Here is a 17,263-nt window from a genome sequence, read left to right on the forward strand (position 1 = left end):
GTAGACGACTGGGTTGATAGGCCGGATCTGGAAGCCCAGTAATGGGTGGAGGTGACCGGTACTAATAGGCCGAGGGCTTGTCCATATTTGCTCGCGTCCACTGTGTTAGTTCTGAGGCAACGACCGTTGTCGGCTTTGAGCTAGAACGCATAACAGAAAAGTGTGCTTGTTCGCTCGAAACCATTAGGGTTTCGGTGGCCATAGCGTGAGGGAAACGCCCGGTTACATTTCGAACCCGGAAGCTAAGCCTTACAGCGCCGATGGTACTGCAGGGGGGACCCTGTGGGAGAGTAGGACGCCGCCGAACAATATTTGGAGGACCCCTGGTCCCAGCGTTCAGCTGGGACCAGGGGTCCTTTTGTTTTTAGAATGCTTGCAGTACCGAAGACAGGAGTCACCATGTCCACCAACTCTCCCGACGACCGACCGGAGCGCGACCAGCGGCGACGGGACAGTGGTGACCGTGGCGGTTTCCGCCGCGACGACAACCGCGGTGCCGGCGACCGTGGCGGCAATGAGCGCGGCGGCAATCGTGGTGGCGGCTACGGCCGCCGTGATGACAACCGCAGTGGTGGCTATGTCCGGCGGGATGACCGCCGTGACGACCGCCGGAGCGATGACCGCGGCGATCGTGGTGGTTTCCGTCGCGACGACAACCGCAGTGGCGACAGCCGTGGTGGCGACAATCGTGGTGGCGGTTATGGCCGGCGTGACGACCGCGATCGCGGGCCCCGTGGGGACGACCGTGGGCCTCGCCCCGCGTTCCGTCGCGACGACCGGCCGACCGGCCCCCGCCGTGACGACCGCGACCGTGACCGTGGGTTCCGACGCGATGGCGACCGGCCTGCCTTCCGCCGTGACGACCGAGGCGAGCGCGTAGAGCGTCGCGACAACGACCGTGGTGGCTTCCGCCGTGATGACCGCCGGAGCGATGACCGCGGTGATCGTGGTGGCTTCCGTCGCGATGACAACCGCGGCAGCTACGAGCGCCGTGACGATCGGCGGGATGACCGCCGGAGCGATGACCGCGGTGATCGTGGTGGCTTCCGTCGCGACAACGACCGGCGTGACGACAACCGAGGCGACCGTGGTGGTTTCCGGCGGGACGACAACCGGGACGACCGGGGCGGCTTCCGCCGGGACAGTGACCGGCGTGACGACCGTGGCGGGCGCGGTGGACCCCGTAGGGACGACCGTGGTGGGCGGCCCGGCGGGTTCCGTGGGCGGGACGACCGGCGCGGTGGCGACGACCGGCGTGGCGGCGGGCGTTTCCGGGACGAGAGGGAGCGTGATCGTGAGCCGATCAAGCGGCTGCCGATCCCCGAGGACGTCACGGGCGACGAGATCGACAAGGACGTACGGCAGGAGCTCCAGAGCCTGCCGAAGGGGCTCGCGGAGGATGTCGCCAAGAACCTGGTGATGGTCGCCCGGCTCATCGACGAAGACCCCGAGGGTGCCTACGGCTACTCCAAGGTGGCCCTGCGGTTGGCGTCGCGTGTCGCCGCCGTACGAGAGGCGGCCGGGTTCGCGGCGTACGCCAGCCAGAAGTACAGCGAGGCGCTCGCCGAGTTCCGGGCCGCGCGGCGGATGACCGGGAACGTGGAGCTGTGGCCGGTCATGGCCGACTGCGAGCGTGGGCTCGGGCGGCCGGAGAAGGCGCTGGACATGGCAGGGGCGCCCGAGGTGCACAAGCTCGACAAGGCGGGGCAGGTGGAGATGCGGCTCGTCGTCGCCGGTGCCCGGCGTGACATGGGGCAGCTGGACGCGGCCATCGTGACGCTGCAGAGTCCCGAGCTGGCCTCCAACTCGGTGCAGCCGTGGACTGCGCGGCTGCGGTACGCGTACGCCGACGCGCTGCTCGCGGCCGGTCGGGAGAGTGAGGCGCGGGAGTGGTTCGCCAAGGCAGTGGAGTCCGACAAGGACGGCAGCACCGACGCCTCCGACCGACTCGCCGAGATGGACGGGGTCGAGTTCGTCGACGCCTTCGACGAGGCTGAGGAGCAGGCCGACAGCGAGGCCGCCGAGAAGGTCGTAGAAGTCGTAGAAGCGGAAGACGAAGCCGCCGAAGAGGCTGACGACGACGAAGACGGCGACCTCAAGGACTGACACGCGCGGTCAGTGAAGCAGTGAACAAGGGGCGGGACCCCGGGATCCCGCCCCTTCGTGCGTCATACGTCCAGTGCGCGCAGGACCAGCCCCGACGCCGGCTTCGGGCCGAACGACGTCGACTTCCGGGGCATCGTGACGCCCTGGCGGGCGAGGTCGCGTACGACCTCTTCGCGGACCGGGTGCATCAGGACGGCTGTTCCGCCGTCGCGTTCCGCCTTCTCGACCGTGGCGGCCGTGTCGTGGATGTAGGCGATGCGGGCGGGGTCGTCCTCGGGGATGTGCCAGACGTTGGCGAGAAGCGTGGCGTGCAGGACCGTGGCGTCCAGGGTGCGCCAGGCGGTGGGGCGGTCCGTGGGGACCGTGCGGGACAGGAGGTCCGGGTCGGGGCGGTCCACGAGGTGGAAGGCGCCGTCTCCGGCGAGGAGGAAGGCGTTGCCCGCGCAGGCCGAGTCGGCGAGGGCGTCCAGGGCCTCGGCCAGGGGGACGTCGAGGCGCTGTACGCGGAAGAGACCGTCGAGGAGCGCCAGGGACCGGGCCACCGGGACGCCGTGCAGCAGGCGGTGGATGGCGCGGACGCGCAGGGGGTAGCGGGCCGTGTCCACGAGGAGGACCAGGCCGTGGTCCCAGGGGCTGGGGGAGGGGTGCTCCGCGCGTAGACGGCGATAGGTCGCCCAGCGGTGGTGGCCGTCGGCGATGAGGGCCTGGTGCTGGGCCAGGTCCGAGCGGATGCGGGCCACTTCGGCCGGGTCGGTGATCGACCACAGGCGGTGGCTGTAGCCGTCCTCGGTGGTGGTGGCCAGGAGCGGGGGCTGCCCGGCCATACGTTCGATCGCGGTCGTCGTGACGGACTCCGAGCCGTTGCCGCGGTAGGTGAGGAGCAGGGGCTCCAGATTCGCCGAGGTGGCGCGCATCAGGGCCGCGCGGTCGGCGACGACGTGCGGCATGACGTCCTCGTGCGGCAGGACCACGCCCTCCGACGGCTCCGACAGGAGCAGGGTGCCGATGATCCCGCGCTGGAGCAGGCCGGCTCCGTCTCGCTGTTCGTACACGTACAGGCCGGGTTCGGGGTCGGCGGTCAGGATGCCCTCGGAGAGCCAGCCGCGCAGGGTGCGGGCCGCCTGCTCGTTGCGTTCGGCCGGTGTCGTCGCCTGCGGAAGGATCAGCCGGACGATGTTGTACGGGTCGTTGGACTGGAGTTGGTGCAGGCCGTCGGGGCGGACCACGACGTCGTACGGCGGTGATGTCACGGCGGCCAGGCTGCCGACCCGGTCGGGGTCGTAGCGCAGGCCTCGGAACGGGGTGAGTTCCAGGCCTCGGCGCGCCGTTGCTTCCGGGTGACCTGCTGTGTTCATCCCGGCATCGTACGGGTGTCAGTGGCATGGGGGATGATCGGGGGAAAGCCGTCGAACGAGGAGCGATGCGGAATGAGCCAGGGCGTGAGGACGAGGCCCGAGGGCAGTGGGCAGGCCCTGAGTGAGGCGTACGACACCGCGCTGCTCGATCTCGACGGGGTGGTGTACGCGGGCGGGAACGCGATCGCGCATGCCGTCGACTCGCTCGCCACCGCGCGCGAGGGGGGCATGCATCTCGCCTACGTCACCAACAACGCGCTGCGCACGCCCGACACGGTGGCCGAGCACCTCACCGAGCTGGGGATACCGACGGGCGCCGATGACGTCATCACCTCCGCCCAGGCGGTCGCGCGGCTGATCAGCGAGCAGGTCCCGGCCGGTTCCCGGGTGCTCGTGATCGGTGGCGAGGGGCTGCGGGTCGCGCTGCGCGAGCGGGGTCTTGAGCCCGTGGAGTCGGCGGACGACGATCCGGTGGCGGTCGTGCAGGGCTTCGGTGGGCCGGACCTGCCCTGGGGGCGGTTCGCGGAGGCCAGTTATGCCGTTGCACGGGGGGTGCCCTGGTTCGCGTCCAACACCGACCTGACGATTCCGAGCGGGCGCGGGATCGCACCGGGCAACGGAGCCGCGGTGGAGGTCGTGCGGATAGCGACCGGTGCCGAGCCGCAGGTCGCGGGCAAGCCGTTGCCTCCCATGCACCGCGAGACGATCCTGCGGACCGGTGCGAAGCGGCCGTTGGTGGTCGGGGACCGGCTGGACACGGACATCGAGGGCGCGTTCAACGGCGAGGTGGACTCGCTGCTCGTGCTCACCGGCGTCACCGACGGCGCCCAGCTGCTGGCCGCGCCGCCGCAGCACCGGCCGACCTATGTGGACGCCGATCTGCGGGGAATGCTCACCGGGCAGCCCGAGGTCACCGAGGCGGGAGAAGGCTTCCGGTGCGGTGGCTGGAGTGCGAAGGCCGGCGAGGAGCGACTGGAACTCGAGGGTGGCGGCGAGGCCCTGGACGGGCTGCGGGCGCTGTGCGCGGCGGCCTGGACGGCGGCCGGAGACGGTGTGTGCGAGCTGGACGGGGGGAAGGCGCTTGCCAGGCTGGGGTTGTGAGTCGTAGGGGCGGGCACGCGTTCCCGTGAGTCCGGGGACGTTGCGGACCTCGGGATCGTGGCTGCTTGGCAGGGTAGGCTAACCTAACTGCGTGTTGGTCGACAGTCCTCCCGAACAGCGCGCGGAGACCGCCCCCGCGCCCCCAACCCGCCGGGCGATACGAGTCCTTGGGCTCCTCGTGTCCGTCGTGATCCTGGTGCTCGTCGCGATGGCGAGCATCGCGGTCGGGGCGAAAGGGCTGTCCGTGGAACAGGTCTGGCACGGCCTGTTCCAGGACACGGGGACCTATGGGGACGTCGTGGTGGCCGACCGCTTGTCGCGGACCGTCCTCGGCCTGCTGGCCGGTGCCGCGCTCGGTCTGTCCGGGGCGGTGCTGCAGGCGCTCACCCGTAATCCGCTGGCAGACCCGGGGCTGCTCGGCATCAACGCGGGCGCGTCGGCGGCGGTCGTCACCGCGATCACCTTCTTCGGTGTCACCTCGCTCAGCGGCTATGTCTGGTTCGCCTTTCTCGGCGCGGCCGCGGTGGGCGCCCTGGTCTGGTTCCTGGGCGGGAGCCGCGGTGCCACCCCGGTCAGGCTCGCGCTGGCCGGTACGGCGATCAGTGCGGCGCTGTACGGCTATCTCCAGGCCGTGATGATCACCGACGACCAGGCGCTCAACAAGATGCGTTTCTGGACGGTCGGTTCGCTGTCCTCGGCGAACAACTCGACCATCCTGCAGGTGCTGCCGTTCCTCGCGGTCGGCTCGCTCCTCGCTCTCGCGCTGGCCCGGCCGCTCAACGCGATGGAGATGGGCGACGACACCGCCAAGGCGCTCGGCGCCAACCTCAACCGCACCCGGGCGCTGGCCATGCTCTCTGCGACCGTGCTGTGCGGGGCCGCGACCGCCGCCTGCGGACCGATCGTGTTCGTCGGCCTGATGGTGCCGCACATCGTGCGCTCCTTCACCGGCCCCGACCTGCGCTGGATCCTGCCGTACGCGACCATCCTGTCGCCCGTGCTGCTGCTGGGCTCCGACGTCATCGGGCGCCTCGTCGCGCGGCCCGCGGAGCTCCAGGTCGGCATCGTCACCGCTGTCATCGGCGGGCCGGTCTTCATCTTTCTCGTACGACGGCGGAGGACGGCGCAGCTGTGAGGACCAACCGTGCCATCAGGACCCCCGGCGGGCTTTCCCTCCGGCTGGACGTCCGGGCCACCGTCGTCGTCGGCCTGATCCTCCTTGCCGCGCTCACCGCGAGCGTCGTGCTGATCGGCACCGGCGACTTCCCGATCCCCGCCGGGGACGTGCTGAAGACGCTGCTCGGGAACGGCAACGCGGGGCAGGAGTTCATCATCAACGAGCTGCGGCTGCCGCGGGTCCTCGTCGGGCTCCTGGTCGGCGCCTCGCTCGGGCTCGGGGGCGCGCTGTTCCAGGCCATCTCCCGCAATCCGCTGGGCAGTCCGGACGTGCTCGGGCTCAGCCAGGGGGCGACGGCCGGGGCGCTCACGATGATCGTGCTGTTCTCCGGGAGCGCGACCCAGGTCACCCTGGGCGCGCTCGTGGGCGGACTCGTGACCGGGTTCGCCATCTATCTGCTCGCCTGGAAGCAGGGCGTGCACGGGTACCGGCTGGTTCTGGTCGGTATCGGTGTCTCCGCGATCGTCACGGCGGTCAACGGCTATCTGTTGACCCGGTCCACCCTCACCGAGGCGGCCCAGGCGGTCGTCTGGATGACCGGCTCCCTCAGCGGCCGGGACTGGGCGCAGGTCTGGCCGCTGCTGTGGCTGTGCGCCGTCCTCCTCCCGCTCGTCCTCGCCAACGCGCGCGGCCTGAGAATGATGGAGATGGGCGACGACGTGTCGAACGCCCTGGGGGTGCGTGTCGAGCGCGTACGGCTGCTGCTGTTGGTCGCCGCTGTCCTGCTCACCGCCGCCGCCACCGCGGCCGCCGGACCGGTCAGCTTCGTCGCGCTCACCGCTCCGCAGCTGGCCCGCCGCCTCACCCGCTCGCCCGGCCCCAACCTGGTGCCGTCCCTGTGCATGGGCGCCACTCTCCTGGTCACCGCCGACTGGGTCTCGCAGAAGGTCTTCGGCGCGGACCAGCTGCCCGTCGGCGTGGTCACCGGAGTCCTCGGCGGCGTCTATCTGCTGTGGCTCCTGGTCACCGAGCGCAAGGCGGGCCGGATATGAGCGCCGAGACCATCCTCACCAGCGGACTGACCAATCCAAGGAGCACCGTGAACCGCCTGTCCGCCGACACCGTCACCCTCGCCTACGACCAGCGGGTCATCGCCGAGCAGCTGTCCGTGGAGATACCCGACAACTCCTTCACGGTGATCGTCGGCCCCAACGCGTGCGGCAAGTCCACGCTTCTGCGGGCCCTCTCGCGCATGCTCAAGCCCAGCCAGGGCAAGGTGCTGCTCGACGGGCAGGTCATCCAGTCGATGCCGGCGAAGAAGGTCGCCCGCACTCTGGGTCTGCTCCCGCAGTCGTCGATCGCGCCGGACGGGATCACCGTCGCCGACCTGGTCGGCCGCGGCCGCTACCCCCACCAGGGCATCCTGCGCCAGTGGTCCACCGAGGACGAGCGGGTCGTACAGGAGTCCATGCGGCAGACCGGCGTCGCGGAACTCGCCGAGCGGTACGTCGACGAGCTGTCCGGCGGTCAGCGCCAGCGGGTGTGGATCGCGATGGCGCTCGCCCAGCAGACCCCGCTGCTGCTCCTCGACGAGCCGACGACCTACCTCGACATCCAGCACCAGATCGACGTCCTCGACCTCTGCGCCGAGTTGCACGAGGAGCAGGGCCGCACGCTGGTGGCCGTCCTGCACGACCTCAACCACGCCGCCCGGTATGCCACGCATCTCATCGCGCTGAAGAGCGGGAAGATCATCGCCGAGGGGCGCCCGAACGACATCGTCACGGCCGAACTGGTCGAGGAGGTCTTCGGACTGCGCTGCCAGGTGATCGACGACCCGGAGACGGGGACGCCGCTGGTGGTGCCGGCGGCGCGCAAGGCACGCGTGCGCGTGCAGGCCGCTACAGAAGCTTCCTGAGCTGGAACAGGTCCCTGAGGCCTGCCTCCAGCTTCACCCGGCCCGAGCCCCAGGCCTTGGCGAAGTTCAGCTCGCCGTTCACCAGGGCCACCAGGTCGTCACCGGACATGGTGAGCCTGATCTGGGCCTTCTCTTTCGGAGGGCCCTGCAGGGTGTCGTGCACCACGATTCGGCCGCCGGTCATCCGGCCGACGAAGGTGACGTCGAGATCGGTGATATGGCAGCTGACCGAGCGGTCCATGGACGCCGCCGTGGCGGTGTCCCCCTCGGCGTTCTGCATGTTGTCGGAGAGCTTTTCGAGTGCGGCGCGGCACTCCTCGATCGTGGCCATCGCGATCGACGGTACCCCAGCGGTTCGGGGTAGCGTCTGGGCATGAGCGACGCAGTTCCAGAGCCTTCACAAGAGGTCCCGGTCGACCCCGGGTACGACCCGGCTGCCCCCGCCCCTCTGAACGTGCCCCGCACCCCCACCGGCAACGCCGAAGTGGACGCTCAGCTGGAGCGGCTGGGTGACGCCGACCACCTCGCCACGGACGGACACATCGAGGTGTACGAGGATGTACACCTGGGGCTGCGCGACGCGCTCACCGCGCTCGACGCCCGCCCGGGACCTCCGGCGCCCTCACCGTCGTATGACCAGAGGGCGCCCTCACCCTCGTATGGCACTAGGAGCTGAACCGAACGTGGCAGGAGTCGCACGCAACCGTCTGGACGCGGAGCTGGTCCGCCGGAAGCTGGCGCGCTCGCGCGAGCATGCCGGCCAGCTGATCGCGGCCGGGCGGGTCACCGTCGGCAAGACCGTCGCGACCAAGTCCGCCACCCAGGTGGAGACCGCGGCCGCGATCGTGGTGCAGAGCGACGACAGCGATCCCGGCTACGTGTCCCGGGGTGGGCACAAGCTCGCGGGCGCCCTTCAGGTGTTCGTGCCGCGGGGGCTCGTCGTGGAGGGGCGGCGGGCGCTGGACGCCGGGGCCTCCACCGGCGGTTTCACCGATGTGCTGCTGCGGGCGGGGGCGGCGCACGTGGTCGCCGTCGACGTCGGCTACGGACAACTCGCGTGGTCTCTTCAGAGCGATGAACGCGTCACCGTCAAGGACCGTACGAACGTACGCGAGTTGACGCTCGAAGCGATCGATGGGGAACCAGTGGATCTTGTCGTGGGGGATCTGTCCTTCATCCCGCTCGGACTGGTACTGCCCGCCCTGGTGCGGTGCGTGAAGCCGGACGCCGATCTGGTGATGATGGTGAAGCCGCAGTTCGAGGTGGGTAAGGAACGGCTGGGCAGTGGGGGAGTCGTACGCAGTACGCAGCTGCGGGCCGAGGCCGTGCGCGGTGTCGCCGCGAAGGCGGCGGAACTCGGGCTCGGGGTGAACGGGGTCACGGCCAGTCCGTTGCCCGGACCCTCGGGAAATGTCGAATACTTTCTGTGGCTGCGTGCCGGGGCCCCCGCCCTGGACCCGGCCGATGTCGACCGTGCAGTTGCGGAGGGGCCGCGTTGAGCCAGAACCGAGCTCGTACTGTTTTCCTGCTCGCCCACACCGGGCGGCCCGCGGCCATTCGCAGCGCCGAGCTGGTCGTCAAGGGGCTGATGCAGTCGGGGATCGGCGTGCGCGTCCTGGAGTACGAGGCGGCCGACCTGCCGCTGCCGCCCGAGGTGCAGCTCGTCAAGGAGGCGACTCCGCAGTGCCTCGAAGGGTGCGAGTTGCTCATCGTGCTCGGCGGCGACGGAACGCTGCTGCGCGGCGCCGAGTTCGCCCGGGCGTCCGGGGTGCCGATGCTGGGCGTCAACCTGGGCAGTGTCGGGTTCCTCGCGGAGGCGGAGCGGGACGATCTCGACAAGGTCGTCGACCGGGTGGTGACCAAGGCGTACGAGGTCGAGGAGCGGATGACCGTCGATGTCGTCGTTCACCGGAACGGGGACATCGTTCACACGGACTGGGCACTGAACGAGGCGGCCGTGCAGAAGGCCGGCGCGGAGAAGTTGCTCGAGGTCGTGCTGGAGATCGACGGGCGGCCGGTGACGGGCTTCGGGTGTGACGGGATCGTGCTGTCCACGCCCACCGGGTCCACGGCCTACGCGTTCTCCGCGGGTGGGCCGGTGGTGTGGCCCGAGGTGGAGGCGCTGCTGATGGTGCCGATCTCCGCGCACGCGCTGTTCGCGAAGCCGCTGGTGACCTCGCCGAACTCGGTGCTGGCCGTGGAGTTGTTGCCTCACATTCCGCCGGGTGTGTTGTGGTGTGACGGGCGGCGGACGTTCGAGTTGCCGCCGGGGGCGCGGGTCGAGGTGCGGCGGGGGGCTGTGCCGGTGCGGCTTGCTCGGCTGCATCACGCTTCGTTCACGGATCGGTTGGTGGCGAAGTTCGCGTTGCCCGTTTCCGGGTGGCGGGGGGCGCCGCACTAGCCTGCGGTTCCCCGCGGCCCTGAACAGGTCGGTCCACTCGCCCGAGTGACAGGGGGCCTCGCATCTCGTCCTCCCGACCTCGTAAGGTCTTCACCGTGCTGGAAGAGATGCGGATACGGTCGCTCGGAGTCATCGATGACGCCGTCGTCGAGTTGTCGCCCGGGTTCACCGCTGTCACCGGTGAGACGGGTGCGGGCAAGACCATGGTGGTCACCAGCCTGGGGCTGCTGCTCGGTGGGCGGGCTGACGCGGCGCTCGTGCGGATCGGGGCCGAGAAGGCGGTGGTGGAGGGGCGGATCACGGTGTCCGCCGGCGACTCCGTCGTCGTACGGGCCGAGGAGGCCGGGGCGGAGCTCGACGACGGGGCGCTGTTGATCAGCCGTACCGTTTCCGCCGAAGGGCGGTCCCGGGCGCACCTGGGTGGGCGGTCCGTGCCCGTCGGGGTGCTCGCCGAGCTCGCCGACGAGCTGGTCGCCGTGCACGGGCAGACCGATCAGCAGGGGCTGCTCAAGCTGACCCGGCAGCGGCAGGCGCTCGACCGGTACGCGGGTGATGCCGTCGCCGTGCCGCTGGCCAAGTACACCGAGGCCTACCGGCGGCTGCGGGCCGTCTCCGTCGAACTGGACGAGATCGTCACGCGCGCGCGTGAGCGGGCCCAGGAAGCCGACATACTGCGGTACGGGCTCGACGAGATCGCCGGCGTGGAGCCTCGGGCAGGGGAGGACGTCGAGCTGGCCGAGGAGGCCGAGCGACTCGGGCACGCGGAGGCTCTGTCGTCGGCCGCCACGGCCGCTCATGCCGCCCTCGCAGGGAACCCCGAGGACCCCGAGGGCATCGAGGCCGCGACGCTCGTGGCGGGCGCTCAGCGGGCTCTGGAAGCCGTACGGTCGCACGACCCGGCCCTGGCGGCACTCGCCGACCGGATCGGGGAGATCGGGATCCTGCTGGGCGATGTGGCCGGGGAGCTGGCGGGGTACGCCGACGACCTGGACGCCGATCCGCTGCGGCTGTCGGCCGTGGAGGAGCGGCGGGCCGCCCTCACCGCGCTGACGCGGAAGTACGGCGAGGACGTCGCCGCCGTGCTCACGTGGGCCGAGCAGAGTGCCGCGAGGCTCACCGAACTGGACGGCGACGACGAGCGGATCGACGAGCTGACCGCCGAGCGGGACGCGCTCAGGGCCGAACTGGGCGGGCTGGCGCAGGCGCTGACGGATGCGCGTACGGAGGCCGCGGAGAGGTTTGCCGCCGCGGTGACCGCAGAGCTGGCCTCGCTGGCGATGCCCCACGCGCGTGTGTCCTTCGCCATCCGGCAGACCGAGGACCCGGAGGGCGTGGAGGTCGGCGGGCGTGCGGTCGCGTACGGGCCGGCCGGTGTCGACGAGGTCGAGCTGCTGCTCGCCCCGCATCCGGGTGCGCCGGCGCGGCCCATCGCCAAGGGCGCGTCCGGTGGTGAGCTCTCGCGCGTGATGCTGGCCGTCGAGGTCGTGTTCGCGGGGACGGACCCCGTGCCGACCTATCTCTTCGACGAGGTCGACGCCGGGGTCGGCGGCAAGGCGGCGGTCGAGATCGGGCGGCGGCTGGCGCGGCTCGCGAAGACCGCGCAGGTCGTGGTCGTGACCCATCTGCCTCAGGTCGCCGCCTTCGCCGACCGGCAGTTGCTGGTCGAGAAGACGAACGACGGGTCTGTCACCCGGTCCGGTGTGAAGGTCCTGGAGGGCGAGGAACGGGTTCGGGAGCTGTCCCGGATGCTCGCCGGACAGGAGGACTCGGAGACGGCCCGCGCGCATGCGGAGGAGTTGCTGGCCACAGCTCGGGCGGATGCGTGAGGGGTACGTCCCTGGGAATCACCGTCGCTCTGACTCGCGTCGGCATGTCAGAACAGCCGTCCCGTCACTCTTGTGAGTGACCCCGACTCGCCGCACACGCCGTTCCCCCGTTCTCCGCATTCACGGAACACCCGTACGTCCTGGCATCCTTGGCAGAGAAGCCATCACGCGTAGGAAGCGCGCGGTACACCCCCCGCTCGACACCTTCTGTACGTTTCCTCGTGACCGCCCGACCCGAACCAGGAGCCCCGGCCACGTGACCCCCGTGAGCAGCCACTCACCGCACGGCCAGTCTCCGCTGCGCACCGTGCAGGTGCTGGGCGGAGGCAATGCCGGCAGTAGCGCGCATGTGCGCTCCCTGACCTCGGGGCTTGTCGCGCGGGGCGTGCGGGTCACGGTGTGCTCCCCCGTCGAGGCGGATCGGGCCTACGACTTCTCCGGGGCCGGTGCCGAGCATGTGCATGTGCCGCGCAGCAGCGACCCCACCTCCGTGGCGGTGCTGCGGGCGGCATGCGCGGACGCCGATCTGGTGCACGCGCACGGGCTGCACGCCTCGTTCCGCGCGGTGCTGGCGCTCAGTGGCCGGCGCACTCCGCTCGTCGTCACCTGGCACGACCGGGCGTACGCCGAGGGCGCGCGGGCCCATTTCGTGCGCCTTCTCGAACGCCGGGTCGTGAAGGCCGCCTCCGTGGTGCTCGGGTCCACCTCGGCGCTCGTGGACCGGGCGCGCGGGACCGGTGCCCGGGACGCGCGACTCGCCGCCGTCGCCCTGCCCGGGCCTGGCGCAGTCGCCGAGCAGGAGGATCCCGACCGGCTGCGGCCCAAGGTGCGGGCCGAACTCGGGGCCACCGGGCGCCCGTTGCTGATGGCGGTCGGTTCCCTGGACCGGCATCGGGGCTACGAGACGCTGCTGGACGCCACACGCGCGTGGCGCCTTCTCGACCCCGTGCCGCTGGTCGTCATCGCGGGGGAGGGTCCGCTGCGGGCGGTCCTTCAGGGCCGTATCGAGGACGAGGGGCTGCCCGTTCGGCTGATCGGGCTGCGCGACGACATCTCCGAACTGCTCGCCGCCGCCGATCTCGCGCTCCTGCCCAGCCGGTGGGAGGCGCGCTCGCTCCTGGCCCAGGAGGCCTTCCACGCGCGCGTGCCGCTCGTCGCGACCGAGGTCGGCGGCATCCCCGAACTCGTCGGCGACGCGGCCGAACTCGTCCCGTACGGCGACCCTGAGGCCCTCGCCGAGGCCGTCGTACGGCTGCTCGGGGATCCCGAGCGTCGGGAGCTGCTGAAGGAGCGGGGGGCGCGGCAGGCGGCGACCTGGCCGACGGAGGACGAGACCGTCGCGCAAGTGCTGAGTGTCTACGACGAGTTGACCCAGCCCCGGCCGTTCATCTGACAGCCCGCCCGAACCGGGCTAGGGCACGTGCCGGCGTGCCCGTAGCGCCAGGCTCAACGCCAGTACCGTCTGCGGGTCGTCGAGGTCCGTGCCGAGCAACTCCCCGATGCGGGCGAGGCGGTTGTAGAGCGTCTGCCGGTTTAGGTGGAGTTCGCGGGCCGTCTCCGCCTTGCGGCCCGCGTGCGCCAGATAGGTCTGCAGGGTGGGCAGCAGCGGCGGCTTGGAGCGGTCGTCGTGGGTGCGCAGCGGGCCGATGGCGCGGTCCACGAAGGCCGCCAGGTCCGGGTGGTCGCGCAGCCGCCACAGGAGCAGGTCGATGTCGAGGCGGCGGGCGTCGTACCAGGGGCGGTCCGACAGGCCCTGCGCCGCGGTCGCCGTCTCGGCCGCGTGCCGCAGGCCCGCGGAGGCCGCCGCCCAGCTACCGGCGACTCCGACGACCACGACCGGCGGCTGGGCGCCCGGGCGTTGCATCCCGGCCCGCTCCACGCCCGCCCGCAGCGCTGCCGCGACCCGGTCCGCCACCGCCGACCGCTCCGACTCCGAGCGCAGACCGAGCAGGACGAGCACACGCCCCTCGACGGGCCGTACGCCGAGCAGGACGGGCACACCGAGCGAGGCCAGCTCCTCGGAGACCGCCCGGGCCAGCACCGCCCAGCCTCCCCCAGCGGTGGAGAGCGTGTCGCCCAGTCGCATCACCACGGGCAGCAGCGGGCCGGTGCCCGGCCTGAAGCCCAGCACGCGCGCCTGTGCCGGCGCGTCCTGTGAGGTGATGCGGCCCTCGGCGAGGTCGGTCAGGAAGTCGCCGCGTCCGCGTGCCGCGAGCTCCTCCTCCTGGCGGGCCTGCATCAGGACGACGGCCAGGATGCCCGCCGCACGCTCGGCCGCCATGCGGTGCACGGGCGCCAGCGGTGCCCGTACGGGAAGCAGGACCAGCCGCGCCCGTACCGAACCCGCGCCGGGCCCGCCCCCGGGCACGTCCACGAGGACCGAGCCGGACGTCGGTGTGCCCTTGTGCTGGCCGCGCAGCCCTTCCCAGACCTGGAGCGGGTCGGCGCCCTCGGGGCCCTCCCCGGCGGCGTACAGGAGCCGTCCGTCCGTCGTCTCCAGGAAGACCGGGTTGCCGCTGAAGTCGGCCAGGATGCCGAGGGCCTGCGGGACACCGCCGCCGCCCAGCAGGGCCTCCGTGCAGCGGTGGTGCACCTCCTCCGCCCGCTGGAGCAGCGCGTAGTGCCCGTTGACGATCTCGGTGTGGATCTCCTCGGTGACCGCCACGAACGGCACCTCGCGGTGCAGCTGGACGAGCGGAAGCCCGGTCGCGCGGGCGGTGTCGACCAGGGCGGCGGGGAGACGGGTGAAACGCGGGCCCAGCTCGACGACCAGGGCCGCGATGCCGCGCTCGGCCAGGGTCCGGACGAACGCGCGCTGGTCGGCCGGACGGGTGCCGAGACCGTACCCCGTGGTCAGCAGCAGCTCGCCGCCCTTCAGCAGGGAAGCGATGTTCGGGACCTCGCCCGCGTGCACCCAGCGCACGGTCCGGTCCAGCCGGTCCGCGCCCGCGAGAATCTCCGGGAGCCCACTGCGCAGACCGGGCAGCTCCAGCGCGCGCTGCACGGTGATCCCGGCGCCCTGGGTATCGAAACCGCTGTTCGTAGCGCTGTCCATGAGCCGGACGCTACCCGAGGCGTGCCCGGCGCCGCGGCGGGGTAGCGGCCGGTGCATGGACTTCAGCGTGGTTGCCGTGGCACGGGAGGACGACAGTCCGGTCGAGGAGCCGCTCAGGGTGGCGGCGGCCGCCGACCGGCTCGGATACCGGGAGGTGTGGGCCGGGGAAGGGCCGACGTGGGACGCGTTCGTGCTCGCCGCGGCGATCGGGCGGGCCACCGAGCGGGTCGCGCTGACCGCGGGCCCGGTCCCGGTGTCGGTACGTGATCCGTACACCTCGGCCCGGGGCGCCGCCTCGGTGGCGGCACTCGTCGGCCGCCCGGTAGGGGTGGCGCTGGGCACGTCCAGCAAGCGGGTGGTCGAGGGCGTGCACGACCGGCCCCGGGTGCGGCCCGCCGCCGTACTGGAGGAGCAGGCGGCAGCCGTGCGACGGTTTCTGCACGCTTCTCCGGGCGAACCGGTCGTGCCCGGCAGCACCTTCCGCCGGCGTCTGGCGCCGCCCGGCGGGCCGCTGACGGTGGCCGCGTTCGGGCCTCGCGCGATCGCCACGGCCGCCGCGCACGCCGACCGCATGCTGCTGGACGTGGTCTCCCCGGAGCAGGTGCGGGCGTTGCGCGCGCAGCTGGACGCGGCGGCCCGGAAGGCGGGCCGTACGCCGCCCACGCTCGCCGCCTGGCTGCCCGCGGCCGTCGACCCCGACGCGGAGTCGCTCGCGCAGGTGCTGGGCAGCATCGCCGGATACCTGACCGTGCCGGGCTACAGCGAGGTGTTCGCCGAGGCGGGGTTCGGGGAGGCGGTGGAGCTAGCCGCGAGCGGGGCGGACCGGGAGACCCTGGTGCGGGCCCTGCCGACGGCGGCCGCGGGCACGGTCGGACTGGTGGGCGACCTGGACGCCGTACGCGCCCGGGTCGACGCCTATACGGAGGCCGGGCTCGACGAGATCGCCCTGGTGCCGGCCACGGCGGGGGACCCGGGCGGCAAACGCACGCTGACGGCGCTCAGGCCGGACTGATGTTGTGGTTGAAGCGGAACACGTTGTCCGGGTCGTACCGGCGCTTCACCTCGGACAACCGCCGGGTGTTCTCGGTGCCGACACCGGCCGCCACCCGGTCCGCGCCCTCGTCGCCGATGAAGTTGAGGTAGACCGCGCCGGTGCTCCACGGCTGAACCTCGGTGCGTACGTCCCGGACCCACTGGACGCAGCGCTCGTCGTCCGCCGGGTCCTCCCAGATCCCGAAGGGGTGCACGACCCACTGCGCGTCCCGGTACGGCACCGGGAACTCGCGTGGCCCGTCGGCGATCGCCCCACCGAGCGGGAAGAGGACGTGCTGGGTGCCGGTCGGCACCGGCAGGGCGTCCGCGCGGGCGCAGAACGCGTCCACGAATTCGTCGGGCGCGCCGGTGAGGTACTCCGCCGACCAGTAGTTCCGCATCCCCGGCGGATCGTCGATCATGCACTGGACATCGGCGTACGGCATCGCCCCGACGATCTCCGCCACGTGCGGCAGCGCCAGCAGCGGCTCGGCCGTCTTGCGCAGATCCGCCTCCCCGCCGGCGTACGTCAGCAGGGCGCCGCACAGGAGGGTGCCGACCAGGTGCGGCGGAACGAACTCCTCGGGTGGGCCGGTGAGATAGAGCACGCCGCCGGACGCCTCGTCCGGTCCTGCCGCGATCACGTCGCGGAAGGTGCGCGTGACCTCGGGGCCGAACTCCGGGAGGTACAGCAGCAGGGCGATGGAGAACTCGGGCAGTTCGTGCAGCTTCAGCGTCAGCGCGGTGGCGATGCCGAAGTTGCCGCCACCGCCGTGCAGGGCCCAGTACAGGTCCGGGTGGTCGTCGGCGCTCGCGTGGACGCGCTCGCCGTCCGCGGTGACCAGTTCCACACCGAGCAGATTGTCGACGGCAAGTCCGCACCACCGGTCGAGCCAGCCGCTGCCGCCGCCCAGGACGAAACCGCCGACGCCGGTGGTCGAGGCCCGGCCGCCGGTCGTGGCGAGGCCGTGCGGCTGGCAGGCGCGGTCCAGGTCGCTCATCGTGGCGCCGCCGGCGACGCGTACCGCCTCGGCCGCGGGATCGATGGTGACCGCCCGCATGTGGCGCAGGTCGACGACCAGTCCGCCGTCGTTGAGCGCCATGCCCGCCACGCTGTGACCACCGCCGCGCACCGCGATCGGCAGGCCGAGGTCACGGGCGAAGCGGACGGCCCGTACGACGTCGTCCTCGTTCACGCACTGCGCGATCACCGCGGGCCGGCGGTCGATCATCGCGTTGAAGACGGCCCGGGCCTCGTCGTAGCCCGGATCCTCCGGGGCGAACACGTCGCCGGCCAGATCCTCGCGCAGCGCGGAGAGTGCCGCGCCCGCCTTCGACGGGGATGCCATGAG

General features: G+C 71.7%; 15 protein-coding genes and 2 rRNA genes. 13 read left to right on the top strand and 4 right to left on the bottom strand.

The genetic code is table 11. The features are described from left to right. The 3 genes from RNB18_RS37060 to RNB18_RS37075 form a co-directional block, all read left to right on the top strand. Positions 1 to 85: ribosomal RNA gene (locus RNB18_RS37060) — 23S ribosomal RNA — on the top strand; the annotation flags it as partial. Positions 86 to 190: 105 nt separating this feature from the next. Next, a 5S ribosomal RNA gene (rrf, locus tag RNB18_RS37065) occupies positions 191 to 307 on the top strand. A 1,004-nt stretch (positions 308 to 1,311) separates the two neighbouring features. Next, positions 1,312 to 2,106, top strand: a complete 795-nt coding sequence (locus tag RNB18_RS37075; RefSeq protein ID WP_079072818.1) for a tetratricopeptide repeat protein — start codon at positions 1,312 to 1,314, stop codon at positions 2,104 to 2,106. 62 nt (positions 2,107 to 2,168) lie between these two features. Here RNB18_RS37075 and RNB18_RS37080 read toward each other — a convergent pair whose 3' ends face one another. Then, entirely contained in the window at positions 2,169 to 3,461 is a 1,293-nt protein-coding gene (locus RNB18_RS37080; RefSeq protein WP_311718485.1) for a DUF1015 domain-containing protein, read from the bottom strand. 72 nt (positions 3,462 to 3,533) lie between these two features. Here RNB18_RS37080 and RNB18_RS37085 point away from each other — a divergent pair, with 72 nt between their 5' ends. The 4 genes from RNB18_RS37085 to RNB18_RS37100 all read left to right on the top strand — a co-directional run bounded on the left by RNB18_RS37085 (position 3,534) and on the right by RNB18_RS37100 (position 7,597). Further along, entirely contained in the window at positions 3,534 to 4,562 is a 1,029-nt protein-coding gene (locus tag RNB18_RS37085) for an HAD hydrolase-like protein (RefSeq protein ID WP_311718486.1), read from the top strand. Between the two features lie 91 nt (positions 4,563 to 4,653). Beyond that, positions 4,654 to 5,697, top strand: coding sequence for a FecCD family ABC transporter permease (locus RNB18_RS37090; protein WP_311718487.1), 1,044 nt, complete (start codon positions 4,654 to 4,656; stop codon positions 5,695 to 5,697). Then, the gene (locus RNB18_RS37095; RefSeq protein WP_311718488.1) at positions 5,694 to 6,731 is read left to right on the top strand and encodes a FecCD family ABC transporter permease; all 1,038 of its coding nucleotides are present in this window, start codon (positions 5,694 to 5,696) and stop codon (positions 6,729 to 6,731) included. Before RNB18_RS37090 ends, RNB18_RS37095 begins: the two co-directional genes overlap by 4 nt. Further along, complete coding sequence (locus RNB18_RS37100) at positions 6,728 to 7,597, top strand: ABC transporter ATP-binding protein (protein WP_311718489.1); 870 nt, start codon at positions 6,728 to 6,730, stop codon at positions 7,595 to 7,597. Before RNB18_RS37095 ends, RNB18_RS37100 begins: the two co-directional genes overlap by 4 nt. Here the strand turns inward: RNB18_RS37100 and RNB18_RS37105 are convergent. Further along, on the bottom strand, positions 7,581 to 7,928 hold the full coding sequence (locus RNB18_RS37105; protein ID WP_311718491.1) for an SCP2 sterol-binding domain-containing protein: 348 nt from the start codon (positions 7,926 to 7,928) through the stop codon (positions 7,581 to 7,583). The two genes, RNB18_RS37100 and RNB18_RS37105, sit on opposite strands and share 17 nt — an antisense overlap. Before the next feature lie 42 nt (positions 7,929 to 7,970). Here RNB18_RS37105 and RNB18_RS37110 point away from each other — a divergent pair, with 42 nt between their 5' ends. From RNB18_RS37110 to RNB18_RS37130, 5 genes are all read left to right on the top strand, one after another. Then, positions 7,971 to 8,273, top strand: a complete 303-nt coding sequence (locus RNB18_RS37110) for a hypothetical protein (RefSeq protein ID WP_311718492.1) — start codon at positions 7,971 to 7,973, stop codon at positions 8,271 to 8,273. Positions 8,274 to 8,280: 7 nt separating this feature from the next. Next, positions 8,281 to 9,096 (top strand): TlyA family RNA methyltransferase, encoded by an 816-nt coding sequence (locus tag RNB18_RS37115; protein ID WP_057614517.1) that lies wholly within the window; start codon positions 8,281 to 8,283, stop codon positions 9,094 to 9,096. Further along, positions 9,093 to 9,998, top strand: a complete 906-nt coding sequence (locus RNB18_RS37120) for an NAD kinase (protein ID WP_069761165.1) — start codon at positions 9,093 to 9,095, stop codon at positions 9,996 to 9,998. The genes RNB18_RS37115 and RNB18_RS37120 overlap by 4 nt, the downstream gene beginning before the upstream one ends. A gap of 107 nt (positions 9,999 to 10,105) precedes the next feature. Then, a complete protein-coding gene (gene recN / locus RNB18_RS37125) occupies positions 10,106 to 11,824 on the top strand; it encodes a DNA repair protein RecN (protein WP_311718682.1) in 1,719 nt (572 codons plus the stop codon). 256 nt (positions 11,825 to 12,080) lie between these two features. Continuing rightward, on the top strand, positions 12,081 to 13,217 hold the full coding sequence (locus RNB18_RS37130) for a glycosyltransferase family 4 protein (protein ID WP_311718493.1): 1,137 nt from the start codon (positions 12,081 to 12,083) through the stop codon (positions 13,215 to 13,217). Positions 13,218 to 13,235: 18 nt separating this feature from the next. On the opposite strand, the gene RNB18_RS37135 is transcribed toward RNB18_RS37130, so the two are convergent. Next, positions 13,236 to 14,879: a PucR family transcriptional regulator gene (locus RNB18_RS37135; RefSeq protein WP_311718495.1), complete on the bottom strand. Its 1,644-nt coding sequence runs from the start codon at positions 14,877 to 14,879 to the stop codon at positions 13,236 to 13,238. A gap of 55 nt (positions 14,880 to 14,934) precedes the next feature. Here RNB18_RS37135 and RNB18_RS37140 point away from each other — a divergent pair, with 55 nt between their 5' ends. After that, entirely contained in the window at positions 14,935 to 15,891 is a 957-nt protein-coding gene (locus RNB18_RS37140; RefSeq protein ID WP_311718496.1) for an LLM class F420-dependent oxidoreductase, read from the top strand. On the opposite strand, the gene RNB18_RS37145 is transcribed toward RNB18_RS37140, so the two are convergent. Next, on the bottom strand, positions 15,878 to 17,260 hold the full coding sequence (locus RNB18_RS37145; protein ID WP_311718497.1) for an FAD-binding oxidoreductase: 1,383 nt from the start codon (positions 17,258 to 17,260) through the stop codon (positions 15,878 to 15,880). The two genes, RNB18_RS37140 and RNB18_RS37145, sit on opposite strands and share 14 nt — an antisense overlap. Positions 17,261 to 17,263: the final 3 nt, after the last annotated feature.

The organism is Streptomyces doebereineriae (assembly GCF_031845645.1).
Taxonomy (GTDB): domain Bacteria; phylum Actinomycetota; class Actinomycetes; order Streptomycetales; family Streptomycetaceae; genus Streptomyces; species Streptomyces canus.